Origin of the sequence: Bradyrhizobium sp. AC87j1 (assembly GCF_002936975.1) — a bacterium.
Lineage (GTDB): Bacteria > Pseudomonadota > Alphaproteobacteria > Rhizobiales > Xanthobacteraceae > Bradyrhizobium > Bradyrhizobium shewense.
Genome location: NZ_PTFE01000023.1, coordinates 1 through 23,014 on the forward strand (window position 1 = coordinate 1; position 23,014 = coordinate 23,014).

Here is a 23,014-nt window from a genome sequence, read left to right on the forward strand (position 1 = left end):
CCCTAGCCCTCCCCCACAAGGGGGGGGAGGGAACGCACCGCCGTCGCGGCGCTACGCGAGCTCGTCCAATCAAGCTTCGGGCAACTACCGCCCCTCGCGGACCCAGGTCGCAGCAAACGCGCCGAGCAGCAGCAAGAGGCCGATCAGTCCGGCGAAGATCGGCAGCACACCGACGCCCTTGACGACGCTGGCGTCGCGCATCCGCACCCCCATCCAGCCGTCGCCGGCAAAGACGCTGGCCGAGCGCACCGGCAGGATGCGCGGCAGCTCGACGTCGGCGCCGCTGGCCACCCGCACGGCGTTGCCGCCGGTTGCCTGCGTCAGCGGCTTCAAGGTCTCGACGGTGGAGGTGACCTCCGAAAACTCCTTCGGATTGGTCGGGCCGACATTGATCAGCGCCTTCAGCGTGCCGTCGGTGGCCTGCCACAGACCGAGCTCGCTTGCGGGAAGGCTGGCGCGCCATTCGCCGGGATCGCCGGGGCTCAGCGTCAAATCCTGCGACGCGCCGGACGGCGAGGTCACGCTCACCGGCTGGACGCTGTCGGCCATGGTCTGACGCACCACGACGAGGTTCTTGCCCTGCACCTGCAGACGCAGCGCCTCCTCGTCGAGGTCCGGCTGCTTCATCAGCCAGTGCGACATCCGCCTGAGCAGGTCCAGATGCGGGCCGCCGCCCTCATAGCCGCGTGCCCACAGCCAGATGTGGTCGGAAAGCAGAAGCGCGACGCGGCCCTCGCCGAAGCGCGACAGGAACAGAAGCGGCTTGCCGTCGGCCCCCGTCATCACCGGCGGGTTGACGGAATTGCGGGTGTCGACGGTGCGGAAGAAACGGCTCCAGCGCGGCGGCTCGCTGGCGGAGCCCTCCAGGGCGCGCGTGACCGGGTGGCGTTTGCCGATGTCGGACAGGTGCGCATAGAACGGCTTTTCCGTCACGCCCACGGGCTCGGCCGGCAGCACCGAATCCAGCGGCGTGCGCCAGATGCTGGTGTTGGAGGCGTAGTCAGGGCCGGCCGAGACCAGCACCGCGCCGCCGCCGCGCACATAGCGCGCGATGTTGTCGAAATAGGCGATCGGCAGCACGCCCTGGCGGGCGTAACGATCGAAGATGATCAGCTGGAATTCGTTGATCTTCTGCTGGAACAGCTCGCGGGTCGGAAACGCGATCAGCGACAATTCGTTGATCGGCGTGCCGTCCTGCTTCTCCGGCGGACGCAGAATGGTGAAATGCACGAGATCAACGCTGGCGTCGGACTTGAGCAGGTTGCGCCAGGTGCGCTCGCCGGAATGCGGCTCGCCCGAGACCAGCAGCACGCGCAGCTTGTCGCGCACCCCGTCGATGGCGACGACGGCGCGGTTGTTCACCGGAGTCAGCTCTCTCTCGAGCGGCGAGGCCTCGATTTCGACGATGTTCGGGCCGGCATGCTTGATGTCGACGTCGACGCTCGCGGCCTGGCCGCTCGAGAGCGTGCGCTCGTTGATGACCTCGCCGTCCCTGCGGATCGTGACCTTGGCGCGCTCGCCGGAGACGCCCTGGTCGTCGAGGCGATAGCTGATGGTCTGGGTCTGGCCGACGATGCCGAAGCGCGGCGCCGCCGTGATCGCGATGCGGCGGTCGCGCTCGTCCTTCTGGCCGGTGATCAGCGCATGCACCGGCGCCTGGAAGCCGAGCGCCGTGGCGCTGGCCGGAATATCGTGGACGCGGCCGTCGGTGATCAGGAACGCGCCGGCGACACGGTCGACGGGCACGTCCGACAAGACCGAGGCGAGGGCGCCGAACAGCTTGGTGCCGTCGGTCTCGCCGTCGGCCTGTCCAGCCTCGACGACACGGACTTCGAGCCCCTTGACCTTCTTCAGGCTGTCGACCAGCGCTTCCTGCGCTTGCGCAGCCTCGCGATTGCGGTTGCCGAAATTCTGGCTCGGGCTCTTGTCGACGACGACGGCGGCGACAGAGGTGAGGGGATCGCGGTCTTCCCGGGTGAAGGAGGGATTGGCGAGCGCGAGCAGGAACAGCGCCAGCGCGGCCACGCGCACGGCGGCGCCGCGCGCGCGCGCAACGAGCAGCACGATCGCGATGACGACGATCGCGGCGAGCGCGAGCCAGAGCACGATCGCGGGGACAAGCGGCGTGAATGCGATGCCGTAATTCATATCGGTCCTATTGCCCCAGCCGTTCGATCAGGGCCGGTGCGTGCACCTGGTCGGCCTTGTAATTGCCGGTCAGCGTGTACATCACGATGTTGGCGCCGGCGCGGTAGGCGAATTCGCGCTGGCGGGTGTCGCCGCCGGTCACCGGCAGCATGGCCTGGCCGTCGGGCCGGACCGCCCAGGCGCCGGCAAGATCGTTCGAGGTGATGATGATCGGCGAGACGCCGTCGCCGCCGCGCGCCGGCCGCTGCGCGCTGTCCTCGTCCTCGTCGCGCGGGAGGGTCTCGACCCAGGTCTGGCCGGTGACGAAGCGGCCGGGGAAGTCGCGCAGCAGGTAGAAGGTCTTGGTCAGCACGTGCTCGCGCGGCACCGGCTCGAGCTCGGGCACGTCGAGCGACGACAGGATCTCGCGCAGCGTTTGCATGCCCGGGGTCTGCGCGGCGCCGTTGGCGCCGGGCGGCGCTTCGATCGCGTCGCGGGTGTCGAACAGCACGGTGCCGCCCTGCTTCATGTAGGCGTCGATCTTGTTGATGGCGTCCTGCGGCGGCTTGGGCGCACCCGGCACGATCGGCCAGTAGATCAGCGGGAAGAAGGCGAGCTCGTCGCGCGCGGGATCGATCCCGACGGGATCTCCGGCCTCGAGCGCGGTGCGCTGCGCCAGGAACAGCGTCAGTCCGGACATGCCGGCCCTGACGATGGAATCGACGTCGGCATTGCCGGTCACGACATAGGCGAGGCGGGTCTGCGACGTCGCCTTCATCGCGAACTCGTCGGCGGCGCTGTCGGCGCGCGAGGGCGTCGGCGAGAGCGCGGTAAGGCCTGCGAGCACCAAAGCGAGGATGATCATTGCGGGCGCTGCGCGTCGGCGCAGCAGCGCGGCGATGCCGCCGCCGAGCACCGCGACGATGATGGCGTCGACCAGGAACAGCGCGAGCGCCGTCGACAGCAGCCAGCCGCGCAAATCGCGCGGCTCGGCATTGGTGTAGGTGGCGTGCCGGGCGCGCAGGCTCGCGGTGTTCAGCGCGGCGATGCGGTCGGCGCTGGCAAGCGTGTTCACGGCGAGCGGTCCTTCGGCCGGGCCATAGAAGCCCGGCGGATGATCGGATGTGGCGCGGTCGCGATAGTCCGCGGGCAGCGGCTTTGCGGTGGCGGGCGGCGGCCCGAAGGCGCCAAAACCGTCGAGGATGTGCAGCGGCGCCACCGTCTCGGTGGTCGCTTCGCTGGCAACGCCTGCGCCGGGCTTGGACGTGTAGCCGGACATGTCGACGACCCGCCGCAGCATTTCGACGAAGGTGCCCGACATCGGCAGATCCGACCAGCGCATGTCGGCGCTGACGTGGAACAGGCTGACGAGGCCCTTGCCGCGATGCTCGCCGGTGACCAGCGGTGTGCCGTCTTCCAGCGAGGCCCAGCTCTTGGTGGCGAGCACCGCATCGGGCTCGGCCAGCACCTGGCGGCTCACGGTGACGTCCTTGGGGACGACGACGCCGGCAAACGGGCCGTCGGCTGCGAAGGTCGCAAGATGCTGCGGCTTCTCCCAGGTCAGGCTGCCGCCGAGCGTGCGGCCGCCCTTGCGCAGCTTGACCGGCACGAGATCGTCCTCGGCCTGCGCCAGCCGGGGACCGGCGAACCGCACCAGCACGCCGCCCTGGTCGACCCAGGCATTGAGGCGCTCGCGCAGCTCCGGCGCGATGGTGCCGACATCAGCGAGGATGATCATCGGCAGCTTCTGGTCCAAAAATTGTGTGATGCCCTGCTGCGGCGAACCCTTGTCGGCGAGCCTGACGTCGGCGAACGGCGCCAGCGCGCGGGTGAGATAGAAGGTCGGTGCCAGCAGCGGCTGCGCAGTCTCGCTGGTTGCGCCCGAGACGATGCCGATGGCGCGGCGGCGCCAGCGCTTGTCGAGCAGCTGCACCGCGCCGGCTGAGCGCTCGCCCGATATCTCGAGCCGCGTGATGTCGTTGCGCAGCTCGACCGGCAGATCGAACGCGGCGTCGGTCTCCTTGTCCTGCGGACCGAACGCATAGCGGGCCTCTCCGATCGGCGAGGCCTTCTGGTCCAGCGCGCGCACCGTGCCCATGGCAATGCCGCTGTCGGTGCGCAGCACCTTCACCGTCATCTTCGCCGCGGCGTTCTCGGCCGCGACCAGCGCCAGCGGCGAGGAGGTACCGCCTTCGAACACGGTCAGGCTGCGATCGCCGATGGTCTTGCCGAGGCCAGCCACGAAGTCCTCGCCGCGGCCGGTGTCGACGCCGTCGGACAGCCACGCGATCTCGCAATCGCCGGTGGCTTTCAGGAAACGGTCGACCGCGGCCAGCGTCTCGACGCGGTCGATCGAATAGGGTTTTGGCGCGAGCTGGCGCAGGGCGACGCGCGCGGCGCCCGCCGGCATCAGGGTGATGTCGCGGTTCGGCTCGGACAGCGGCACCAGCGCGATGGCGCGGCGGTCATTGTCGGCATTGGCGATCAGCTCGTCGGCGGCCCTGATCCTGATGTCCCAGTGCGACGCCGCGCTCCAGCCGTCGTCGAGCATGATCATCAGCGGCGCCTTGCTGTCGGCTGCGCCTGTTTGCGGATTCCAGATCGGGCCGGCGGCCGCGAAAATGACGAGAGCCGCAGCGAGGAGACGCAACGCGGTCAGCCACCACGGCGTCCGCGAGGGCGTCTCCTCCCGCGGCGCAATGTCGAACAGCAGGCGCGTCGGCGGAAACTCGATGCGGCGCGGCCGCGGCGGCATCACGCGCAGCAGCCACCACAGCACGGGCAGGCTGACGAGGCCGATCAGGAGCAGCGGTTCGGTGAAGGCGAGCGGCAGTCCCATCATGCGGCCGGCCCCACCTTGATCGTCGTGGTGCGGGCGCCCGACTTGCTCACCTGCATGCCGGCATGCAGGAACAGCAGCAGTTCGGCGGCGGAGCGGTCGGTGGCGTGCGTGGTGAACAGCCAGTCCAGCTTGTTGGTCTCGGCGTGGATCTGGTCGCGGTGCAGCGCGAGCCGCGCGGTGTAATCCTGCGCCCAGCTCTCGGCGCGGCCGGCGGTGATCACGCCGAAGCCTTCCGGCTCGACGAACTCGACGCGGCCGGAATAGGGGAACGATTCTTCGGCGGGATCGACGATTTGCACCATGGTGCCATGCGCGCCGGAGCCGGAGAGGCCCGTGAGCGTCGTCTTGATCTCCGCGATCGGCGACCAGAAATCCGACAGCACGATGATCTCGGCTAGCGCCGCCGGCACGAAGGACGGCGGCAGGCTGAGGCGGTCGGCATCGTCATGCAGCATCGCCTGCGCCATCTTGTCGATCACGCTGCGGCTCGCGGTCGGCGCCATCAGGCCGGGAATGCCGACGCGCTCGCCGCCGGACACCAGCAGCTCGGCCAGCGCGAAGGCGACGATCAGCGTGCGCTCGAGCTTGGACTCGCGCGCGGTCTTCGAGGCGAACGCCATCGACGGCGAGCGGTCCGGCCAGATCCACACCGTGTGCGAGGCTTCCCATTCGAGCTCGCGGACATAGAGATGGTCGTCGCGCGCCGAGCGGCGCCAGTCGACGTTCTGCGCCGGCTCGCCGGAGACGAAGCGGCGGTATTGCCAGAAATTCTCGCCGGAGCCGGCGCGGCGGCGGCCGTGCAGGCCGTGGATGACGTTGGCGGCGATACGGCGGGCTTCGAGCACCAGGCGCGGTAAGGAAGCAGCGAGCGTGCGGCTTTCGCCATCGGCACGTCGGATCGCAATGATCTCCTTCGCTGTGTGCCCGTTCTCCGCTGCCATCAACCGATCCGTGTCTTCAATTGCCGGATCACGTCCGGAATCGTGCGGCCTTCGGCGCGCGCCTGGAACGTCAGCGCCATGCGGTGCTTCAGCACGGGCTCGGCGAGGTCGAGCACATCGTCGACCGAGGGTGCGAGGCGTCCGTCGATCAGCGCGCGCGCACGCACCGCCAGCATCAGCGACTGGCTGGCGCGCGGGCCGGGGCCCCAGGCGATGAACTTGCCGGCTTCGCCGGCGTCCGGACCAGGACGGGCCGAGCGCACCAGCGACAGGATCGCCTCCACCACGGAATCGCCGACCGGCAGGCGCCGGATCAGCCGCTGCGCTGTGATCAGCGCGTCCGCGGTCATCGATCCCCTCGCCAGCGTCTCCTCGGCGCCGGTGGTCTCGAACAGGATGCGGCGCTCGGCGTCGCGATCGGGATAGTCGACGTCGATCTCCATCAGGAAACGGTCGAGCTGCGCTTCGGGCAGCGGATAGGTGCCTTCCTGCTCCAGCGGGTTCTGCGTCGCGAGCACGTGGAACGGCTTCGGCAGATCGTGGCGCGCGCCGGCCACGGTGATGTGCTGCTCCTGCATCGCCTGCAGCAGCGCCGATTGCGTGCGCGGGCTGGCGCGGTTGATCTCGTCCGCCATCAGGAGCTGCGCGAACACCGGACCTGCGATGAAGCGGAAGGCGCGCCTCCCCGCGGTACTCTCATCCAGCACCTCGGCGCCGAGAATGTCCGACGGCATCAGATCGGGCGTGAACTGGATGCGCTTGGCATCGAGGCCGAGCGTCACGCCGAGCGTCTCGACCAGCTTAGTCTTGGCAAGGCCGGGCACGCCGATCAGCAGCGCATGGCCGCCGGAGAGGATGGTGACAAGCGTGTTCTCGATCACGCGATCCTGGCCGAAGATGACGGACGCGATCGCATCCTTCGCCGCGCGAATCTGGCTCGACACCTGCTCGGCCGAACGAACGATCCCGTCCTCGAGTTTCTCGACACTATCCGCCATCCGTTTAGCTCCTTCAGCCTGCCCCGCGGCTTGCTTACGTCGTCACGTCATCACATCACGGATCATCATGTCAGATCATCACGTCAGATCATCGCGTCAACTCATGGGCCTATGCTAGACTTGCAGGAAGGCCATGTATTCGTTGAATTAACCTATCCCCACCTTATCGGCTTCGGGTTATGTACGGCATCACGAAGTGGCGACCTCCCCCACCGGACTAATCCGGGGTGGAACCGTGCACCCGATCACAACGTAGACCTGCACCAATCGTGCCAAGGGACAAAGTCAGGGCAAACCATGGCGAACCAAGGGCAGAGCGCCGATCGCGGTCTTGAGGGGCTGACTGCTGCCGCCAAAAATGCTGCCAATGCCGAAGGCGCCAAGAAGGGCTTGCCTCCGGTGCATCTGTGGAATCCGCCGTTTTGCGGCGATCTCGACATCCGAATCGCCTCCGATGGTACTTGGTTCTACTTGGGGACGCCAATCGGGCGCCCCGCTCTGGTGCGGCTGTTCTCGACTATCCTGAAGCGCGAGGGCGACAAGCATTTCCTGGTCACGCCGGTGGAGAAGGTCGGCATCCGCGTCGACGACGCGCCCTTCATGGCGGTCGAGATGCAGAAGGACGGCGAGGGCAACCATCGCGTGCTGCGCTTCCGCACCAATGTCGACGACTGGGTCACCTGCGATGCCGCGCACCGGCTGCGTTTCGAGCAGGCCAGGGACGGCGGGCTGACGCCGTATCTGCACGTTCGCGCCGAGCTCTGGGCCAAGGTCACAAGGGCGCTCTATTACGATCTGGTTGACATGGGCGAGGAGCGGATGGTCGATGGCCAGCCGATGTTCGGCGTCGAATCGGCTGGCGAATTCTTCGCCATGGCCGATGCGGAGCAGGTGAGGGCCGCGCTTTGAACAAGCCTATCTTGAAGAGCGATCCTGTCGCCCCCGGCGCGGCGGATTTCTTCGCCCGCTCCAGGGCGAAGCTCGGCTTCGACGTTCCGCTCGGCCTCTACGATCCGAACATCATTCCCGCCTCGGGCGATCCCGGCACCGACAAGATGCTCGAGATCGTCGCGCGCGAGCAGCCGGTGCGCCCCGCGGCGGTCCTGATCGCGGTGGTCGATCATCCCGAGCCGACCATCTTGCTGACGCAGCGCTCGGCGCATCTCAACGACCATGCCGGCCAGATCGCTTTCCCCGGCGGCAAGATCGACGCCACCGACGCCTCGCCGCTGGATGCAGCGCTGCGCGAGGCCGAGGAGGAGGTCGGGCTGTCCAGAGACTTCGTCGAGCCGATCGGTTATCTCGATCTCTACGGCACCGCCTTCGGCTTCCGCATCCTGCCGACGGTCGCCAGGGTCAGGCCCGGCTTCGAGCTCACCATCAACCATTCCGAGGTTGATGATGCGTTCGAGGTGCCGCTATCCTTCCTGATGAACCCGGTGAACCATCAGGTGCACAGCAAGGAATTCCGCGGCATGGAGCGGTTCTACTACGCGATGCCGTTCGCGGAACGCTACATCTGGGGTGCGACGGCGGGCATGCTGCGTGTGCTGTATGAGCGGATCTATTCATCATGATCCGGCCGGTTCTGACCGAGATCGGAATCTTCCTCATTCCCTTTGCCGTCTACGCGTTGTTCCTGGCCGCGACGCGTTCCGGCCTGTTCGCGCGTTCCTCCTGGCCGGTCGCGGTCGTCGCGCGTCTTGCGTTGGCGGCGATCGTGCTGGTCATTGCGGGCCTGATCGGACTTGCGCACTTCTCCGGCGCCGCTCCGGATTCGACTTACGTTCCCGCCCATATCGAGAACGGCCGGCTGGTGCCGGGCGTGGAAAAATAGGGGCCGCACGATGAGCGCGGAGCCGATACTTGCGCCGATTCTCGCCGATGCGCCCTGGCTGACCGCAGGCGGGACCGCGCGCGTCCTGCAATTGCTCAACTCTGACGGCGAGGAGGCGCGGGTCGTCGGCGGCGCCGTACGCAACGCGCTGCTCGGTCTTGTGCCCGGCGACATCGACATCGCGACCACCGCGCGGCCGGAGGAGGTGATCCGGCGCGCCAAGGCCGCCGGCATCAAGAGCGTGCCGACCGGCATCGACCACGGCACCGTCACGCTGGTGATCGACAGCCACCCCTATGAAGTCACGACCCTGCGCGAGGACACCGAAACCTTCGGCCGCAAGGCCAAGGTCGCGTTCGGCCGCGACTGGGTCAAGGACGCCGAGCGGCGCGACTTCACCATGAACGGCCTGTCGGTCGATGCGCGCGGCGTCGTCTACGATCATGTCGGCGGCATCGCGGATGCCAAGGCGCGCCGCGTGCGCTTCATCGGCGATCCTGACCAGCGCATCGCCGAAGATTATTTGCGCATCCTGCGCTTCTTCCGCATCCACGCCGCCTTTGGTGCCGGCGATCCCGACCGCGACGGCTATCTCGCCTGCATCCGGGGGCGTGCCGGTCTTGCCAGCCTCTCGGCCGAGCGGGTGCGCATGGAGATGCTGAAGCTGCTGGTGGCCGGCGGCGCATCCGCGGCCGTGCTGGCCATGGCCGAGGGCGGATTGCTGCAAGCGCTGATCGGCGGCGTCGCCTATACCGGGCCGCTGTCGGCGATGATCGCGATCGAGCGCGAACTCGGCCTCATCGCCAGCAGCACGCGGCGCCTCGCCGCGCTGACCGTCGCGGTGACCGAAGACGCCAAGCGCGTCGCCGCGCGCCTGCGGCTCTCCAATGCCGAGACCAAGGCACTGGATTCGATGGGCCACCGCTGGTGGCGCTTCGCCACCAAGGATGAGGCCAATGCACGGCGGCTGCTCTATCGGCTCGGCCCCGAGCGCTATCACGATCGTGTGTTGCTCAGCTGGGCGCGCGCCGGTGGCGATTTCACCTCGATGCGCTGGCGCGCTCTCGCCGAGCTGCCGCAGCGCTGGACTGCGCCGAAATTTCCGCTGAAGGCCGCCGATTTCATCGCGCGCGGTCTGGCCGAAGGACCCGCGCTCGGACATGTGTTGACGCTCGCCGAGGACGCTTGGCTTGCGGCGGATTTTCCCTTAGAGGAAGCCGCACTCGCTTCCATCGCCGATCAAGCTGCGGCACGAATCAGCCGCGACGAGAGAACGTGACCATCGTCTCAGGCTTCGCCGACATCTCGATCTTTCAGCTCCTGCTGGTCGCGTTGATGGCGTTGTTTGCTTCGATCATCGGTGGTCTCGCCGGCTACGGCACCGGCGCCCTGATGCCGCTGGTGCTGGTGCCGCTGGTCGGCGCCGAGCCCGTGGTGCCGATCATCGCGATCTCCGCCATCTTCACCAATTCCAGCCGCGCCGTTGCCTATCTGCGCTACGCCGACCGCCGCCGCGCGCTGATCGTGCTCGCCTGCGCCGCGCTGACGACCGCGCTCGGCGCCTACGGCTATACGCGCCTCACCAATGCCGGCGCGGCGCTCGTGATCGGCTCCATGCTGATCCTGAGCGTGCCGCTGCGCCGCGTACTCCGCCGCCGAAAGGTCAAGATCGGCGACAGCGGCCTTGCCGCCGGCTCGGTCGGCTACGGCGTGCTGGTCGGCGGCACCTCGGGCTCCGGCGTGATCCTGCTCTCGCTGCTGATGGCCGCCGGCCTCGAAGGCGCCGCCGTGATCGCAACCGATGCCATGATCTCGCTCGGCACCGGCCTCATCAAGATCTCGGTGTTCGGCCTTGCCGGTGCCGTCACCGCGCAGGTGCTCGCCTTCGCGCTGCTGATCGGCGCGATCGCGATCCCCGGCGCGTTTCTCGCAAAGGCCTTCGTGGAGCGGATGCCGGTGCACATCCACACCGCGATCCTTGATGTCGCGGTGATCACCGGCGGGCTCGTGATGATCTCGGCGGCGGCGAGGCAGCTCGTCGCGTAGATGGCCAATCGAATATTCGCGACTTTCCGCGATCCAGGTTGTTCTCATAACGTCCGCTCCTGAGGGACAATCGGAAGTCGCTCGGCTCAATTGTCCCGCGGCAGCTTATGACCCGGAGCAGACTTTTGGCATATTGAGCGGATGCAACCACATGCTATGCTTCATTCACATCATGCCTAAGGTCTGATGGGCAGGCTTGATCAGGCTTACGGACTGCAGCCTGCAATTTGGAAATTGGAATAATTGAAGCCATAGGCCCCGCCTCCGGACGCATTTCAAAGGCGGCCGGGGAATATTCATGGACGTCATTTCCCTCCGTTCTTCCCCTTGACTCGGAGGCGGGCTTTTTCTGTCAAGCTTGATTGAAAAAGTGATTCCGCCATGTCTATTCCAAAAAGCATAACGCGATGCACCGCAGTCAATCGTCGCAACAGAAGCACGGCGTGCCACTACTTAGTTGTTCTAATCCTTTCAGTTTGCATCCTTCAGCTCGCAAGCAGTACGGCGCAGACCCAGTGCGCAGCTCGCGATGTTTTGGAGAGACAGCTGAAATTCAAGACACGCGCATCCGAAGCGCCTCAACGGCTTATTAAATCCGAGCGCGACATTGCGACATGGAAGTCAATTACAATAGGCACGTTCGCCGGCTCACTTAAGCTGCGCAATGCAATGGACAGCATGCGATGCAGTGTGGGCAGCCAAGCGGGCGAAATCCTTGCCCGACCGTCCTTTATTACTGCTTCTCAGAAGACAGACATGGAGCTTGCACTCGTCTCCCCGACGCAACTTGGGTTCACGAGCGATCGTGTGACGTTAGCTGACCTTTACTCACGGGCTCGAAAACTCGGCTTTGAACTTGCACCGGCAGAGGTCGGACCACAATTGCGCATCCAATATTTCGACCAGCCCGTGGGCGAGTTCCTCATCATCGGAATGGAGGCGATCATGACCTGGAGCGGGGACCCGATTATTCTGAATGTAGCAAATGGCGGCGCCGGATTGATCCTAATCGGCCAAGACGGTAGAGCCGAAGCCGAGATACCTGCCACGTCTCGGATCGTTTTTGCGCGCTCGCGTAAACTTGCGCCCAATACCAATCTCATCGATCAAGCTGCTGCAGTTCCGCGCGAGTAAGGAGGGTGACCGCAATTGGCCTGTCGCTGACGTTACCCCCAAAGCAACGAAGGCGTCCGCTTCCGACAGGTGACCCGATCAAGCTCAAGCTGGCCGGCTAGAGCAGCCTTTGACCCGTAGGGGACTCGGGGGTACCCTGAAAGGAGCAGGATTTGATCGGCAGCGTTGAAAGGGCGGATGAACTACCCCTCGTGGCAGCAGGCCAGGAACCCATTCAATCGTAATTTGTTGAATAGATAGATTTCGACGCTTTTGTGAGTCGGTGGAACCGACAATAAATGACTTCCGTAGACGTCGTTGTTCCCTGCTTCCGGTACGGGCATTTCCTGCGAGAGTGCGTCGAGAGCGTTTTGACGCAATCCGATCCCGAATTGCGCGTGCTCATCATCGATGATGCGTCGCCCGACAATACTGCGGAAGTTGCGCAAGAGTTGGTCGGCTCCGATCCCCGCGCCAACTACCGCAGACACACCTCGAATCAAGGTCTCATCGCTACCGCCAACGAAGGCATCGCCTGGGTGAGAGCCGACTATATGCTTCTGCTGTCTGCGGACGATTACCTGCTGCCCGGTGCCCTCAAGAGATCGGCCGATCTGATGGATGATCATCCTTCTGTCGCTTTCACCTTCGGAGGCGCGGTCGTTCTCGATCAACGGGGGGAGCGTTCGCGCCATAGAACAGGAGTGGGATCCAGAACCCACGTTTTGTCCGGACGTGATTTCGTCGCACTTAGCGGCGCAAGAAACATTGTGCTGTCACCGACCGTAGTGGTTCGCACGAGCCTGCAGAAAAGAGTGGGCGGGTATTTGGCTGACTTGCCCTATGCCTCTGACATGGAAATGTGGTTGCGACTCGCCGCACATGGCGACGTGGGGGTCATTGCTGCTGATCAAGCCGTGTATCGATCGCACTCGGCCAATATGTCAGGTGAGCCTTCGCGGGAGCAAGACCTGCTCCAACGCAAGGCGGCGATTGAACACTTCCTGAATAGTTGCGCCGCCAGGTTGACGAACGCTGACGATCTTCGTGCCTGGTTGATCCATATGTTGGCGCTTGAAGCGATCGGCTGTGCAAGCGCGGCCTTCAACGAAGGAGCGACGGAAAGCTCAGCACGCCTTTCTCAGCTTGCGGTGAGTATCGATCCGAGCGTTCAAGGAACGCCTCGGTGGTGTTTTCTCGCCTGCAAGAAGGCTCTTGGGTCACGAGGATGGCTCCTGGTGCGGCCTTCAGTTGAGTGGTTGAGATCTATCTTCCATAACGGGCGCCGCTGAGTCTGCTGAAGCGACTGGAGCGTCATTATCGCTTTTGGCCGTCGCGACATTCGCCGATGAGCCCACTATCGCAGTGATTGGCAGAGAAGCAGACATCAAGTGCGCTGGAGCGGCGGACTCCAGGCTGACCGGAATGCGGTCTTAGGCGTGCTCACTCATCGTCGTCTTCTCCCTCGTCTTCATTCTCATCCTCCTCCTCGTCTTCCTCTTCCACGCGCACCAGCACGGCCAGCGGCAGCGTCTCGCGGAACAGATCGCCTTCCATGCCCATCCAGAGGCAGAGCGCCTCGTCCTGCTTCACTTCCGCAACCGTCAGCGGCTGGCCGCCGGATTTCAGCATCACGACATCGCCGGCTTTCAATTCCATGGATTGTCCTTTCGAGTTGATCGACCCGAAGGAGGCTAGCAACTTGTCATGACACGCGGAAAACGGAGGCGGCCGGGAGAGGAGCTTGAGACGGGCTGCGCGGTCCGATGCATCAAGCCTCGGTGCCGGAAGGCCACTTCAGGGCGCTCATCGCAAGCGTCGACGATGGCATCATACCCCTGTTTTGCCCGACGGAGCAAAAGCCGATTCGAAAAATCCGCAAGCTATTGATTTTGCAGCAGCGCCCTACCGTGCATGGGGTCGTTTTCGATATTTTGTTTTCGGGCCCTGGTCAGGGCCGGCCCGGCACCAGCTCGGTCAGCGAGCGGATGATGCGGTCGGGCCTGACCGTCGAGCCTTCGGGCAGGCCGTCGCCGTGCACGTCGATCCAGATCGAATAGATGCCGAGGCGCTGCGGCGTCACCACTTCCCATTCCAGATTGTCGCCGATCATCCAGGTGTCCCTTGCGGAAACGCCCAGCGCCTCCATCGCGTGCAGATAGGCGCGCTCCTCCGGCTTGCCGAAACCGTGCTCACCCTCGATCTGGATATGGTCGAAGCGATGGGTCAACTCGAACCGCTCGACCTTGGCACGCTGCATGTCGGCGGCGCCGTTGGTGACCAGCGCGAGCTTGATGCCGCGTGCCCTGAACGCGTCGATCGCATCATGCGCGCCGGGGAAGACGAAGATTGCTTCCTCGCGATAGGTGGTGAAGCGGTCGGCGATGCGATCGGCGAGATCGTCGGGCAGGGCGCGATGGCCGTTTGCGGCGAGCGCGGCGAAGCCGCCGCGTACCGTGAGCCGCCGCGCCTCGCCGAGCTTCATCCGCCAGATCGGCTCCGCAGTCGACCAGAACTGCCGCGCAAAGGCGAGCACCGCGGTTGCGACTTGCGGCGGCGGCAGCGGCGCCAGCTCTTCGGCAAACTCGTTCGCGATCGTGTTCCAGGCGATCTCGGGCCGGCCATAGGCCGACAGGATGGTGTCATCCATGTCGATCAGCATGGCGCGCGGCAGCGGCCTCGAAACAGTCATGGCCACTTCACCTCCGGCGGCATCGACGACAGGATCGAATCCACATTGCCGCCGGTCTTCAGCCCGAAGATGGTGCCGCGATCGTAGAGCAGGTTGAATTCGACATAGCGGCCGCGCCGGATCAATTGCTCCTCGCGGTCTGCGGCGGTCCAGCCTGCCGCGAAATTGCGCCTGACGATGTCGGGGTAGATCTTCAGGAAGGCGCGGCCGACGTCTTTGGTGAAGGCGAGATCGGCGTCCCAGTCACCGCTGTCGTGCCAGTCGTAGAAGATGCCGCCGATGCCGCGCGCCTCTTTGCGATGCGGCAGGTAGAAATATTCGTCGCACCATTTCTTGTACTTGTCGTAGTCGGCAACGCCGTTCGGCTGGTTGCAGGCCTGTTTCATCGCGGCGTGGAAGGCGATGCTGTCGGCATCGTCCTGGGTGCGCCGTCGGTCGAGCACCGGTGTGAGATCGGCGCCGCCGCCGAACCAGGCTTTCGTGGTGACCACGAAGCGGGTGTTCATGTGCACTGCGGGCACGTTCGGATTGCGCATATGCGCGATCAGCGAAATGCCGGACGCCCAGAATTTCGGATCGTCCGCGGCGCCGGGGATCTGGGCGCGAAATTCGGGCGCGAACTCGCCGTGCACGGTCGAGCAGTGCACGCCGACCTTCTCGAACAGGCGGCCATGCATCATCGACATCACGCCACCACCGCCCGCCGCGCCGGTATGGTCGGTGCGCTGCCAGGGCGTGCGCTTGAAGCGGCCGGCCTCGCCCGGATAGAGGCTTTGCGGCGCGTCATCCTCGAGCCGCTCGAAGCTGGCGCAGATGTCGTCGCGCAAGGCCTCGAACCAGGTGCGGGCGCGGCCCTTGCGGTCGTCGATCTTCGACATGTCCATCTGCATTCCCAAGGCGCGTCCTATCTGATGCCGAGCGATTTATGCGTCTGCACGCTGAGCCGCCATTGCGGATGATGCAGGCAGTAGTCGATCGCGCGCGCGGTGTTCTCGATGACCTCGGGTCCGTCCATCGGCTGCAGCGAGAAGCGCTCGAAGGCTAGGTCCTCGAACGTCTCGGGCGCGGCGAGGGCCTGCGGATAGACCAGCTTCAGCTCGTGGCCCTGGCGCAGCACCAGCTCGCTGCCGCCCTTGGGGCTGACGCAGATCCAGTCCAGCCCCTCCGGCGCTGCGATGGTGCCGTTGGTCTCGACGCCGATCTCGAAGCCGCGGGCGTGGAGCGCCTCGATCAGCGCGGCGTCGACCTGGAGCAGCGGCTCGCCGCCGGTTAGCACCACGTAGCGGTTGGCGGCGGCCGCAGTCCATTGCGCGGCGATGGTGTCGGCGAGCTCCGCGGCCGAGCCGTAGCGGCCGCCGAGGGTGCCGTCGGTCCCGACGAAATCCGTGTCGCAGAACTTGCAGGTGGCCTCAAGGCGGTCCGCCTCGCGGCCGCTCCAGAGGTTGCAGCCGGCAAAACGGCAGAACACGGACGCGCGCCCGGCATGGGCGCCTTCGCCTTGCAGGGTCAGGAAGATTTCCTTGACCGCGTAACTCAATCGTCTCTCCTCAATCTATCAGGCTTGCGGGTTCCGGATCTGCCGCAGCGCCTCGCCGGCGGCCATGGCCGCGGTCATGGCGACGTTGAGCGACCGCAGCCCCGCTTTGATCGGGATCACCAGCCGCGCATCCGCGGCCTCGACCACCGCGTCGGTGACACCGGCGCTCTCGCGCCCGAATAGCAGGATGTCCGACGTCTGGTAACGGAAATCGCGGTAGTCGGTGGCAGCTTTCGTGGTGAACAGCAGCAGGCGGTAGCCATGTGCCGCACGCCAATCCTCGAATTTCGACCAGGAGTCATGGCGGGTCAGGCTGACATGGTCGAGGTAGTCCATTCCCGCCCGGCGGAACAGGCGGTCGGAGACGGGGAAGCCCGCCGGTTCGATGATGTGGGCGGCGACGCCCAGACAGGCGCAAAGCCTGAGAATCGTGCCGGTGTTCTGGGCGATGTCGGGTTGGAAAAGCGCTATCTGCATGGGCTGTGCGAGGGCTGTGTCGGGGGCGATGCGGGCCGGAAATGTCTCAATAAAACATCGCCTGCCCGGGAATTCGTGCATGGCACGCTCCAGCGCCGATAGCGGGCTTGCGCTCGCCCGGCAAGGGTGCCAATAGAACGATTCTGGACTGCTGTTTCATCCGTTTAGAGGTGAATGAGCGAAGTTCTGCCGCCGCGGGGGGCCGCGGGCGCCGGCAGACTGTTCCGGGGACCTTGGGGGCTCCTGGAGCGGTTCCTCCGGTGGCGTAAGAAGAAAGGGTTGGAATCGTGACGACAGCGTCTTCGGCGGACCATCCGACACGCCGTGATTTCTTATTCGTTGCAACCGGGGCAGCTGCAGCAGTAGGGGGCGCAGCCGCGCTCTGGCCCTTCATCTCCCAAATGAATCCTGATGCTTCGACCATCGCCGCCGGTGCGCCGATCGAGGTCGATCTCAGTCCGGTCGCCGAAGGGCAGGACATCAAGGTGTTCTGGCGCGGCAAGCCGATCTACATCAGCCACCGCACCAAGAAGCAGATCGACGAGGCGCGCGCCGTCAACGTGGCGAGCCTGCCTGATCCGCAGTCCGACGAGGCCCGGGTCAAGTCCGGCCATGAGCAGTGGCTGGTCGTGATCGGCATCTGCACCCATCTCGGCTGCATCCCCATCGCCCATGAGGGCAATTACGACGGGTTCTTCTGCCCCTGCCATGGTTCGCAGTACGATTCGTCCGGCCGCATCCGCCAGGGGCCCGCGCCCGCGAACCTGCCGGTGCCGCCGTACCAGTTCGTTTCCGACACCAAAATCCAGATCGGCTGAGCCTCGGACCCTCGTCCGAAGCTTCGCGCCGTCTCGTCGTACTATTTCCTCAGGATCGCATCATGAGCGGACCATCCGACTACCAGCCGAGCAATCCGGCCCTGCAATGGATCGAGCGGCGCCTGCCGATCCTCGGCCTCATGCACTCCTCCTTCGTTGCCTATCCCACCCCGCGTAACCTGAACTATTGGTGGACCTTCGGCGCCATCCTCTCCTTCATGCTGGGGATGCAGATCCTGACCGGCGTGATCCTGGCGATGCACTATACGCCGCATGCCGATCTCGCCTTCAAGTCGGTCGAGCTGATCGTCCGTGACGTGAACTACGGCTGGCTGCTGCGCAACATGCATGCGGTCGGCGCATCGATGTTTTTTGTCGCCGTCTACGTTCACATGTTCCGCGGTCTCTATTACGGGTCCTACAAGGAGCCGCGCGAGGTGCTGTGGATCCTCGGCGTCATCATCTACCTCTTGATGATGGCGACCGGCTTCATGGGCTACGTGCTGCCCTGGGGCCAGATGAGTTTCTGGGGCGCCACGGTCATCACCAACCTGTTCTCCGCCATTCCCTATGTCGGCGAGAGCATCGTGACGCTGCTGTGGGGCGGCTATTCGGTCGGCAATCCGACGCTGAACCGCTTCTTCTCGCTGCATTACCTGCTGCCGTTCCTGATCGCGGGCGTCGTCGTGCTCCACGTCTGGGCGCTGCACGTCGCCGGTCAGAACAACCCCGACGGTGTCGAGCCGAAGACGGAAAAGGATACGGTGCCGTTTACGCCGCATGCCACCATCAAGGACATGTTCGGCGTCGCCTGCTTCATGCTGCTCTACGCCTGGTTCATCTTCTACATGCCGAACTATCTCGGCGATGCCGACAACTACATTCCGGCGAACCCGGGCGTGACCCCGCCACACATCGTGCCGGAATGGTATTACCTGCCGTTCTACGCGATCCTGCGCTCGATCCCGAACAAGCTCGCCGGCGTCATCGGGATGTTCGGTGCGATCATCATCCTGTGCTTCCTGCCCTGGCTGGACGCCGCGAAGACGAGGTCGTCGAAGTATCGCCCGTTGGCCAAGCAGTTCTTCTGGATCTTCGTCGTGGTTTGCATCCTGCTCGGCTATCTCGGGGCGCAGCCGCCGGAAGGCATCTACGTGATCGCCGGCCGGGTTCTGACGGTCTGCTACTTCGCCTACTTCCTGATCGTGCTGCCGCTGCTCGCACGCATCGAGAAGCCGCGGCCGGTGCCGAACTCGATCTCGGATGCAGTCCTGGCCAAGACCGGAAGCAGGTCGACGCCGATGGTCTCGACCGCGATCATGCTGGCGCTCGCCGGTTCGTTGTTCGCAGGCTCGGTCGACAGCGCGAAGGCGTCTGAAGGCAGCGATACGCCTCCGGGCAACAAATGGTCGTTCTCCGGCCCTTTCGGTAAGTTCGACCGCGGCGCGCTGCAGCGCGGCCTGAAGGTCTACAAGGAGGTCTGCGCCAGCTGCCACGGCCTGTCCTATGTGGCCTTCCGCAACCTCGCCGAGCCCGGTGGGCCCAGCTATTCGGTGGCGCAGGCGGCGGCCTTCGCGTCGGAATACAAGGTCAAGGACGGCCCGAACGATGCCGGCGACATGTTCGAGCGTGCGGGGCGTCCGGCGGACTATTTCCCCTCGCCGTTCCCGAACGAGCAGGCCGCTCGCGCGGCGAACGGCGGCGCGGCGCCGCCCGATTTGTCCCTGATCACCAAGGCGCGCTCCTATAAGCGCGGCTTCCCCTGGTTCATCTTCGACTTCTTCACCCAGTTCCAGGAGCAGGGCCCGGACTACGTCTCGGCATTGCTGCAGGGCTTCGAGGACAAGGTGCCGGAAGGCGTCACCATTCCGGAGGGCTCGTACTATAACAAGTACTTCCCGGGCCACGCCATCAAGATGCCGAAGCCGCTCAGCGACGGCCAGGTGACCTATGACGACGGCTCGCCGACCACGGTCGCGCAATATTCCAAGGACGTCACCACCTTCCTGATGTGGACCGCAGAGCCGCACATGGAAGCGCGCAAGCGCCTCGGATTCCAGGTCTTCGTGTTCCTGATCCTGTTCGCGGGCCTGATGTACTTCACCAAGAAAAAGGTCTGGGCCAGCTCGCACTGAGCGCTCTGATGCGACGAGAAAATGAAGAAGCCCCCGCAAGGGGGCTTTTTTGTTGGGTCCGTGTCCCTGACGCGCGAAGCGCGAGCCGGGACCCGGAATGCTCGTAGCTGGGCCCCGGATCAGCAGCGCATCACGCCGCAAGGGGCGGCGCGCTGCGCAGCATCCGGGGCACGAGAGTTTGTTTGCGCGGTGATTGCGTCATTCGCATGCACCCGCCAAAATGCCACCAACCACTCCCCCAAGAACTCATCGGAGGACACCATGGGAACCGCCATCACCTTCAAGCGCCCGGACGGCAAGGACGCCTCGGGCTATCTCGCCAATGCCGCGCGCGGCAACGCGCCGGGCGTGGTCGTGATCCAGGAATGGTGGGGCCTGTCGGACCAGATCAAGGGCCTGTGCGACCGCTTCGCGCTGGCCGGTTTCGATGCGCTGGCGCCCGATCTCTACAAGGGCAAGGTGGTGCCGTATCACGACACGGACAGCGCCAACAAGGAGATGAACTCGCTCGACTTCATGGACGCCACCACGCAGACCGTGCGCGGCGCCGCGCAATATCTGTCGCGTAACGGCGCCAAGGTCGGGCTGACCGGCTTCTGTCTCGGCGGCGCCGTCACCATCATCGGCGCGACCAAGATCCCGGAGCTCGCGGCTGGCGTCGTGTTCTACGGCATCCCACCGGAGCAGGCGGCCAAGCCCGCCGACGTCAAGATCCCGCTCCAGGCCCATTTCGCCAACAAGGACGATTGGTGCACACCGGAGCTGGTCAGCGGCTTCGAGAAGGCCATGAAGGCGGCCGGCAAGTCGCTGGAGCTATTCCGCTATGACGCCGAGCACGCCTTCGTCAACGAGCAGCGCCAGGCCGTGCATGACCGCGAGGCGGCCGAGCTCGCCTGGGGCAGGGCGATCAAGTTCTTCGCCAATCATCTCGGCGGTAACAGCGCAGCCTGACCCAGCCTGCAGCCCGGATGGAGCGCAGCGTAATCCGGGGACTTCCATTGTGGCACGCCCCCGGATTGCGCTGCGCTCCATCCGGGCTACTGCCCCGGCCGCCCTTGACGCCGTCCCCGTGCCATGGTGAGTATCCGCCCCATGAGCACCGCCGTTCGCCCAGCCCGTCTTTGGTGGCGCACCTCCTAACGAGGTGGCCGGTGCGATTTTCCTTTCCCAAATCGTCTGAGGTCGCCAGCGCAGTGCGGCGGCCTGATCGTTTGTCCTGTGTGGCGTTTCCTCGGCAAGTCTCGTAAGAGGACCCCAAGAGGATCACATGAACAGGACAGTCTTTGCCCTCCCGGCCAGAAGCGATTACGTGACCCGCGCGGGTCTCGCGATCACGCGCGTGGCCGAGCAATTCACCGGCGGCGCGAGCCGGCTCGACGACCTCATCAATCTGCTCGACCGCCGTCGCGGCGTGGTGCTGTCCTCGGGCACGACCGTGCCCGGCCGCTACGAGAGCTTTGACCTCGGCTTCTCCGATCCGCCGCTCAAGCTCGAGACCACTGGCGTCAATTTCAAGCTGGAAGCGCTGAACGAGCGCGGGCAGGTGCTGATCGCCTTTCTGGCCGATGTGCTGCGCGAGCCCTGCGTCGTCATTTCCGAGAAGACCACGACGCGCCTCGCCGGCCACATCATCCGCGGCGATGCGCCGGTCGAGGAAGACCAGCGCACGCGGCGTGCCAGCGTGATGTCGCTGGTCCGAGATCTCGTCGCCGCCTTCTCTGCCAATGACGACGGGCTGCTCGGCCTGTTCGGCGCCTTCGCCTACGACCTCGTGTTCCAGATCGAGGACCTCGTACAGAAGCGCGCACGAGAGAGCGACCAGCGCGACATCGTGCTCTACGTGCCCGATCGCCTGCTGGCCTATGACCGCGCCACCGGCCGCGGCGTGGTGCTCTCGTACGACTTTGCCTGGAAGGGCAAATCCACCGAGGGCCTGCCCCGCGAGACCGCCGAGAGTCCGTATCTGAAGACGCCGCGGCAGGGTTTTGCCGATCACGCCCCCGGTGAATATCAGGCAACGGTCGAGACCGCGCGTGCGGCCTTCGCCCGCGGTGATCTCTTTGAAGCGGTGCCTGGGCAGCTGTTCGCCGAGCCTTGCGATCGTTCGCCGGCTGAAGTCTTCCAGCGCCTCTGCGTCATCAACCCGTCGCCCTATGGCGCGCTGATGAATCTGGGTGAGGGCGAATTCCTGGTGTCGGCCTCGCCCGAAATGTTCGTGCGCTCGGACGGGCGCCGGGTCGAGACGTGCCCGATCTCGGGCACGATCGCGCGCGGCAGCGATGCGATCGGCGATGCCGAGCAGATCCGGCAGCTCCTGAACTCGGAGAAAGACGAGTTCGAGCTCAACATGTGCACCGACGTCGACCGCAACGACAAGGCGCGCGTCTGCGTGCCCGGCACGATCAAGGTGCTGGCGCGGCGCCAGATCGAGACCTATTCAAAGCTGTTTCACACCGTCGATCATGTCGAGGGCATGCTGCGTCCCGGCTTCGACGCGCTCGACGCCTTCCTGACCCACGCCTGGGCCGTCACCGTGACCGGTGCGCCAAAGCTGTGGGCGATGCAGTTCGTCGAGGATCACGAGCGCTCGCCGCGGCGCTGGTATGCCGGCGCGATCGGCGCGGTGAACTTCGACGGCAGTATCAACACCGGCCTGACCATCCGCACCATCCGCATGAAGGATGGCCTCGCCGAAGTGCGCGTCGGCGCCACCTGCCTGTTCGATTCCGATCCGGCCGCCGAAGACCGCGAATGCCAAGTCAAGGCCGCCGCGCTGTTCCAGGCGCTGCGCGGCGATCCGCCGAAGCCGTTGTCGACCTTCGCGCCGGATGCGACCGGTTCGGGCAAGCGGGTGCTGCTGATCGATCACGACGACAGCTTCGTGCACATGCTCGCCGATTATTTCCGCCAGGTCGGCGCTGACGTCACCGTGGTCCGCCATGTGCACGCGCTCGACATGCTCAAGCGGAAGACATGGGATTTGCTGGTGCTGTCGCCGGGCCCCGGCAGACCGGAAGATTTCGGGATCAAGAAGACCATCGATGCGGCGCTGGAGAAGAAGCTGCCGGTGTTCGGCGTTTGCCTCGGCGTGCAGGCGATCGGCGAATATTTCGGCGGCGAGCTCGGCCAGCTCACCCATCCTGCGCACGGCCGTCCCTCGCGGGTGCAGGTGCGCGGCGGACGCTTGATGCGCAATTTGCCGAACGAGATCGTCATCGGCCGCTATCACTCGCTCTTCGTCGAGCGCGACAGCATGCCGGAGGTGTTGTCCGTCACCGCCAGCACCGAGGACGGCGTCGCCATGGCGCTGGAGCACAAGACGCTGCCAGTCGCCGGCGTGCAATTCCACCCGGAATCGCTGATGTCGCTCAGCAATGAGGTGGGACTACGTATTGTCGAGAATGCGTTCCGGCTGGATGCTGGGGCGAATTGAGTAAGAGCCGTCATTGCG

At 65.3% G+C, this 23,014-nt stretch carries 20 protein-coding genes; 11 read left to right on the forward strand and 9 right to left on the reverse strand.

The window, feature by feature from the left end; genetic code table 11:
* Positions 1-84: 84 nt before the first annotated feature.
* The 4 genes from CV770_RS14430 to CV770_RS14445 are packed head-to-tail and all read right to left on the reverse strand — an operon-like array spanning position 85 to position 6,908.
* On the reverse strand, positions 85-2,148 hold the full coding sequence (locus tag CV770_RS14430) for a hypothetical protein (RefSeq protein WP_104462813.1): 2,064 nt from the start codon (positions 2,146-2,148) through the stop codon (positions 85-87).
* A gap of 7 nt (positions 2,149-2,155) precedes the next feature.
* A complete protein-coding gene (locus tag CV770_RS14435) occupies positions 2,156-4,969 on the reverse strand; it encodes a DUF4159 domain-containing protein (RefSeq protein ID WP_104462814.1) in 2,814 nt (937 codons plus the stop codon).
* Positions 4,966-5,910 carry a DUF58 domain-containing protein gene (locus tag CV770_RS14440; protein WP_104462815.1) on the reverse strand — a complete coding sequence of 315 codons (945 nt, stop codon included), beginning with the start codon at positions 5,908-5,910 and terminating at the stop codon, positions 4,966-4,968. The genes CV770_RS14435 and CV770_RS14440 overlap by 4 nt, the downstream gene beginning before the upstream one ends.
* Positions 5,910-6,908, reverse strand: a complete 999-nt coding sequence (locus CV770_RS14445; RefSeq protein ID WP_104462816.1) for an AAA family ATPase — start codon at positions 6,906-6,908, stop codon at positions 5,910-5,912. Before CV770_RS14445 ends, CV770_RS14440 begins: the two co-directional genes overlap by 1 nt.
* A gap of 297 nt (positions 6,909-7,205) precedes the next feature.
* On the opposite strand from CV770_RS14445, the gene CV770_RS14450 reads away from it, so the two are divergent.
* The 7 genes from CV770_RS14450 (at position 7,206) to CV770_RS14480 (ending at position 13,196) form a co-directional block, all read left to right on the forward strand.
* Positions 7,206-7,817 carry a DUF1285 domain-containing protein gene (locus CV770_RS14450; RefSeq protein ID WP_104462817.1) on the forward strand — a complete coding sequence of 204 codons (612 nt, stop codon included), beginning with the start codon at positions 7,206-7,208 and terminating at the stop codon, positions 7,815-7,817.
* Positions 7,814-8,485: a CoA pyrophosphatase gene (locus tag CV770_RS14455; protein WP_091956095.1), complete on the forward strand. Its 672-nt coding sequence runs from the start codon at positions 7,814-7,816 to the stop codon at positions 8,483-8,485. The genes CV770_RS14450 and CV770_RS14455 overlap by 4 nt, the downstream gene beginning before the upstream one ends.
* Positions 8,482-8,745, forward strand: coding sequence for a DUF6111 family protein (locus CV770_RS14460; RefSeq protein WP_028141715.1), 264 nt, complete (start codon positions 8,482-8,484; stop codon positions 8,743-8,745). The genes CV770_RS14455 and CV770_RS14460 overlap by 4 nt, the downstream gene beginning before the upstream one ends.
* Positions 8,746-8,755: 10 nt before the next feature.
* The gene (locus CV770_RS14465; protein ID WP_091956094.1) at positions 8,756-10,024 is read left to right on the forward strand and encodes a CCA tRNA nucleotidyltransferase; all 1,269 of its coding nucleotides are present in this window, start codon (positions 8,756-8,758) and stop codon (positions 10,022-10,024) included.
* Complete coding sequence (locus CV770_RS14470; protein ID WP_091956093.1) at positions 10,021-10,791, forward strand: sulfite exporter TauE/SafE family protein; 771 nt, start codon at positions 10,021-10,023, stop codon at positions 10,789-10,791. The genes CV770_RS14465 and CV770_RS14470 overlap by 4 nt, the downstream gene beginning before the upstream one ends.
* 381 nt (positions 10,792-11,172) lie before the next feature.
* Positions 11,173-11,925 (forward strand): hypothetical protein, encoded by a 753-nt coding sequence (locus tag CV770_RS14475; RefSeq protein ID WP_104462818.1) that lies wholly within the window; start codon positions 11,173-11,175, stop codon positions 11,923-11,925.
* Positions 11,926-12,203: 278 nt separating this feature from the next.
* On the forward strand, positions 12,204-13,196 hold the full coding sequence (locus tag CV770_RS14480; protein WP_091956091.1) for a glycosyltransferase family 2 protein: 993 nt from the start codon (positions 12,204-12,206) through the stop codon (positions 13,194-13,196).
* Between the two features lie 151 nt (positions 13,197-13,347).
* On the opposite strand, the gene CV770_RS14485 is transcribed toward CV770_RS14480, so the two are convergent.
* From CV770_RS14485 to CV770_RS14505, 5 genes are all read right to left on the reverse strand, one after another.
* Positions 13,348-13,563, reverse strand: coding sequence for a YodC family protein (locus tag CV770_RS14485; protein ID WP_091956090.1), 216 nt, complete (start codon positions 13,561-13,563; stop codon positions 13,348-13,350).
* A 292-nt stretch (positions 13,564-13,855) separates the two neighbouring features.
* A complete protein-coding gene (locus CV770_RS14490; RefSeq protein WP_201759851.1) occupies positions 13,856-14,596 on the reverse strand; it encodes an HAD family hydrolase in 741 nt (246 codons plus the stop codon).
* Positions 14,593-15,480 (reverse strand): oxygen-dependent coproporphyrinogen oxidase, encoded by an 888-nt coding sequence (hemF, locus tag CV770_RS14495; protein WP_104462863.1) that lies wholly within the window; start codon positions 15,478-15,480, stop codon positions 14,593-14,595. The genes CV770_RS14490 and hemF overlap by 4 nt, the downstream gene beginning before the upstream one ends.
* A gap of 20 nt (positions 15,481-15,500) precedes the next feature.
* Entirely contained in the window at positions 15,501-16,133 is a 633-nt protein-coding gene (gene queE / locus CV770_RS14500) for a 7-carboxy-7-deazaguanine synthase (protein ID WP_091956088.1), read from the reverse strand.
* 18 nt (positions 16,134-16,151) lie between these two features.
* A complete protein-coding gene (locus CV770_RS14505; RefSeq protein WP_104462820.1) occupies positions 16,152-16,610 on the reverse strand; it encodes a tRNA (cytidine(34)-2'-O)-methyltransferase in 459 nt (152 codons plus the stop codon).
* 287 nt (positions 16,611-16,897) lie between these two features.
* On the opposite strand from CV770_RS14505, the gene petA reads away from it, so the two are divergent.
* The 4 genes from petA (at position 16,898) to CV770_RS14525 (ending at position 22,996) form a co-directional block, all read left to right on the forward strand.
* Positions 16,898-17,428, forward strand: coding sequence for a ubiquinol-cytochrome c reductase iron-sulfur subunit (petA, locus tag CV770_RS14510; protein WP_026232845.1), 531 nt, complete (start codon positions 16,898-16,900; stop codon positions 17,426-17,428).
* 62 nt (positions 17,429-17,490) lie between these two features.
* Positions 17,491-19,563 (forward strand): cytochrome b/c1, encoded by a 2,073-nt coding sequence (gene fbcH, locus CV770_RS14515; protein ID WP_091956086.1) that lies wholly within the window; start codon positions 17,491-17,493, stop codon positions 19,561-19,563.
* 261 nt (positions 19,564-19,824) lie between these two features.
* Positions 19,825-20,514, forward strand: coding sequence for a dienelactone hydrolase family protein (locus CV770_RS14520; protein ID WP_104462821.1), 690 nt, complete (start codon positions 19,825-19,827; stop codon positions 20,512-20,514).
* A gap of 316 nt (positions 20,515-20,830) precedes the next feature.
* Positions 20,831-22,996 carry an anthranilate synthase component I gene (locus tag CV770_RS14525; protein ID WP_104462822.1) on the forward strand — a complete coding sequence of 722 codons (2,166 nt, stop codon included), beginning with the start codon at positions 20,831-20,833 and terminating at the stop codon, positions 22,994-22,996.
* The last annotated feature ends 18 nt before the right edge of the window (positions 22,997-23,014 follow it).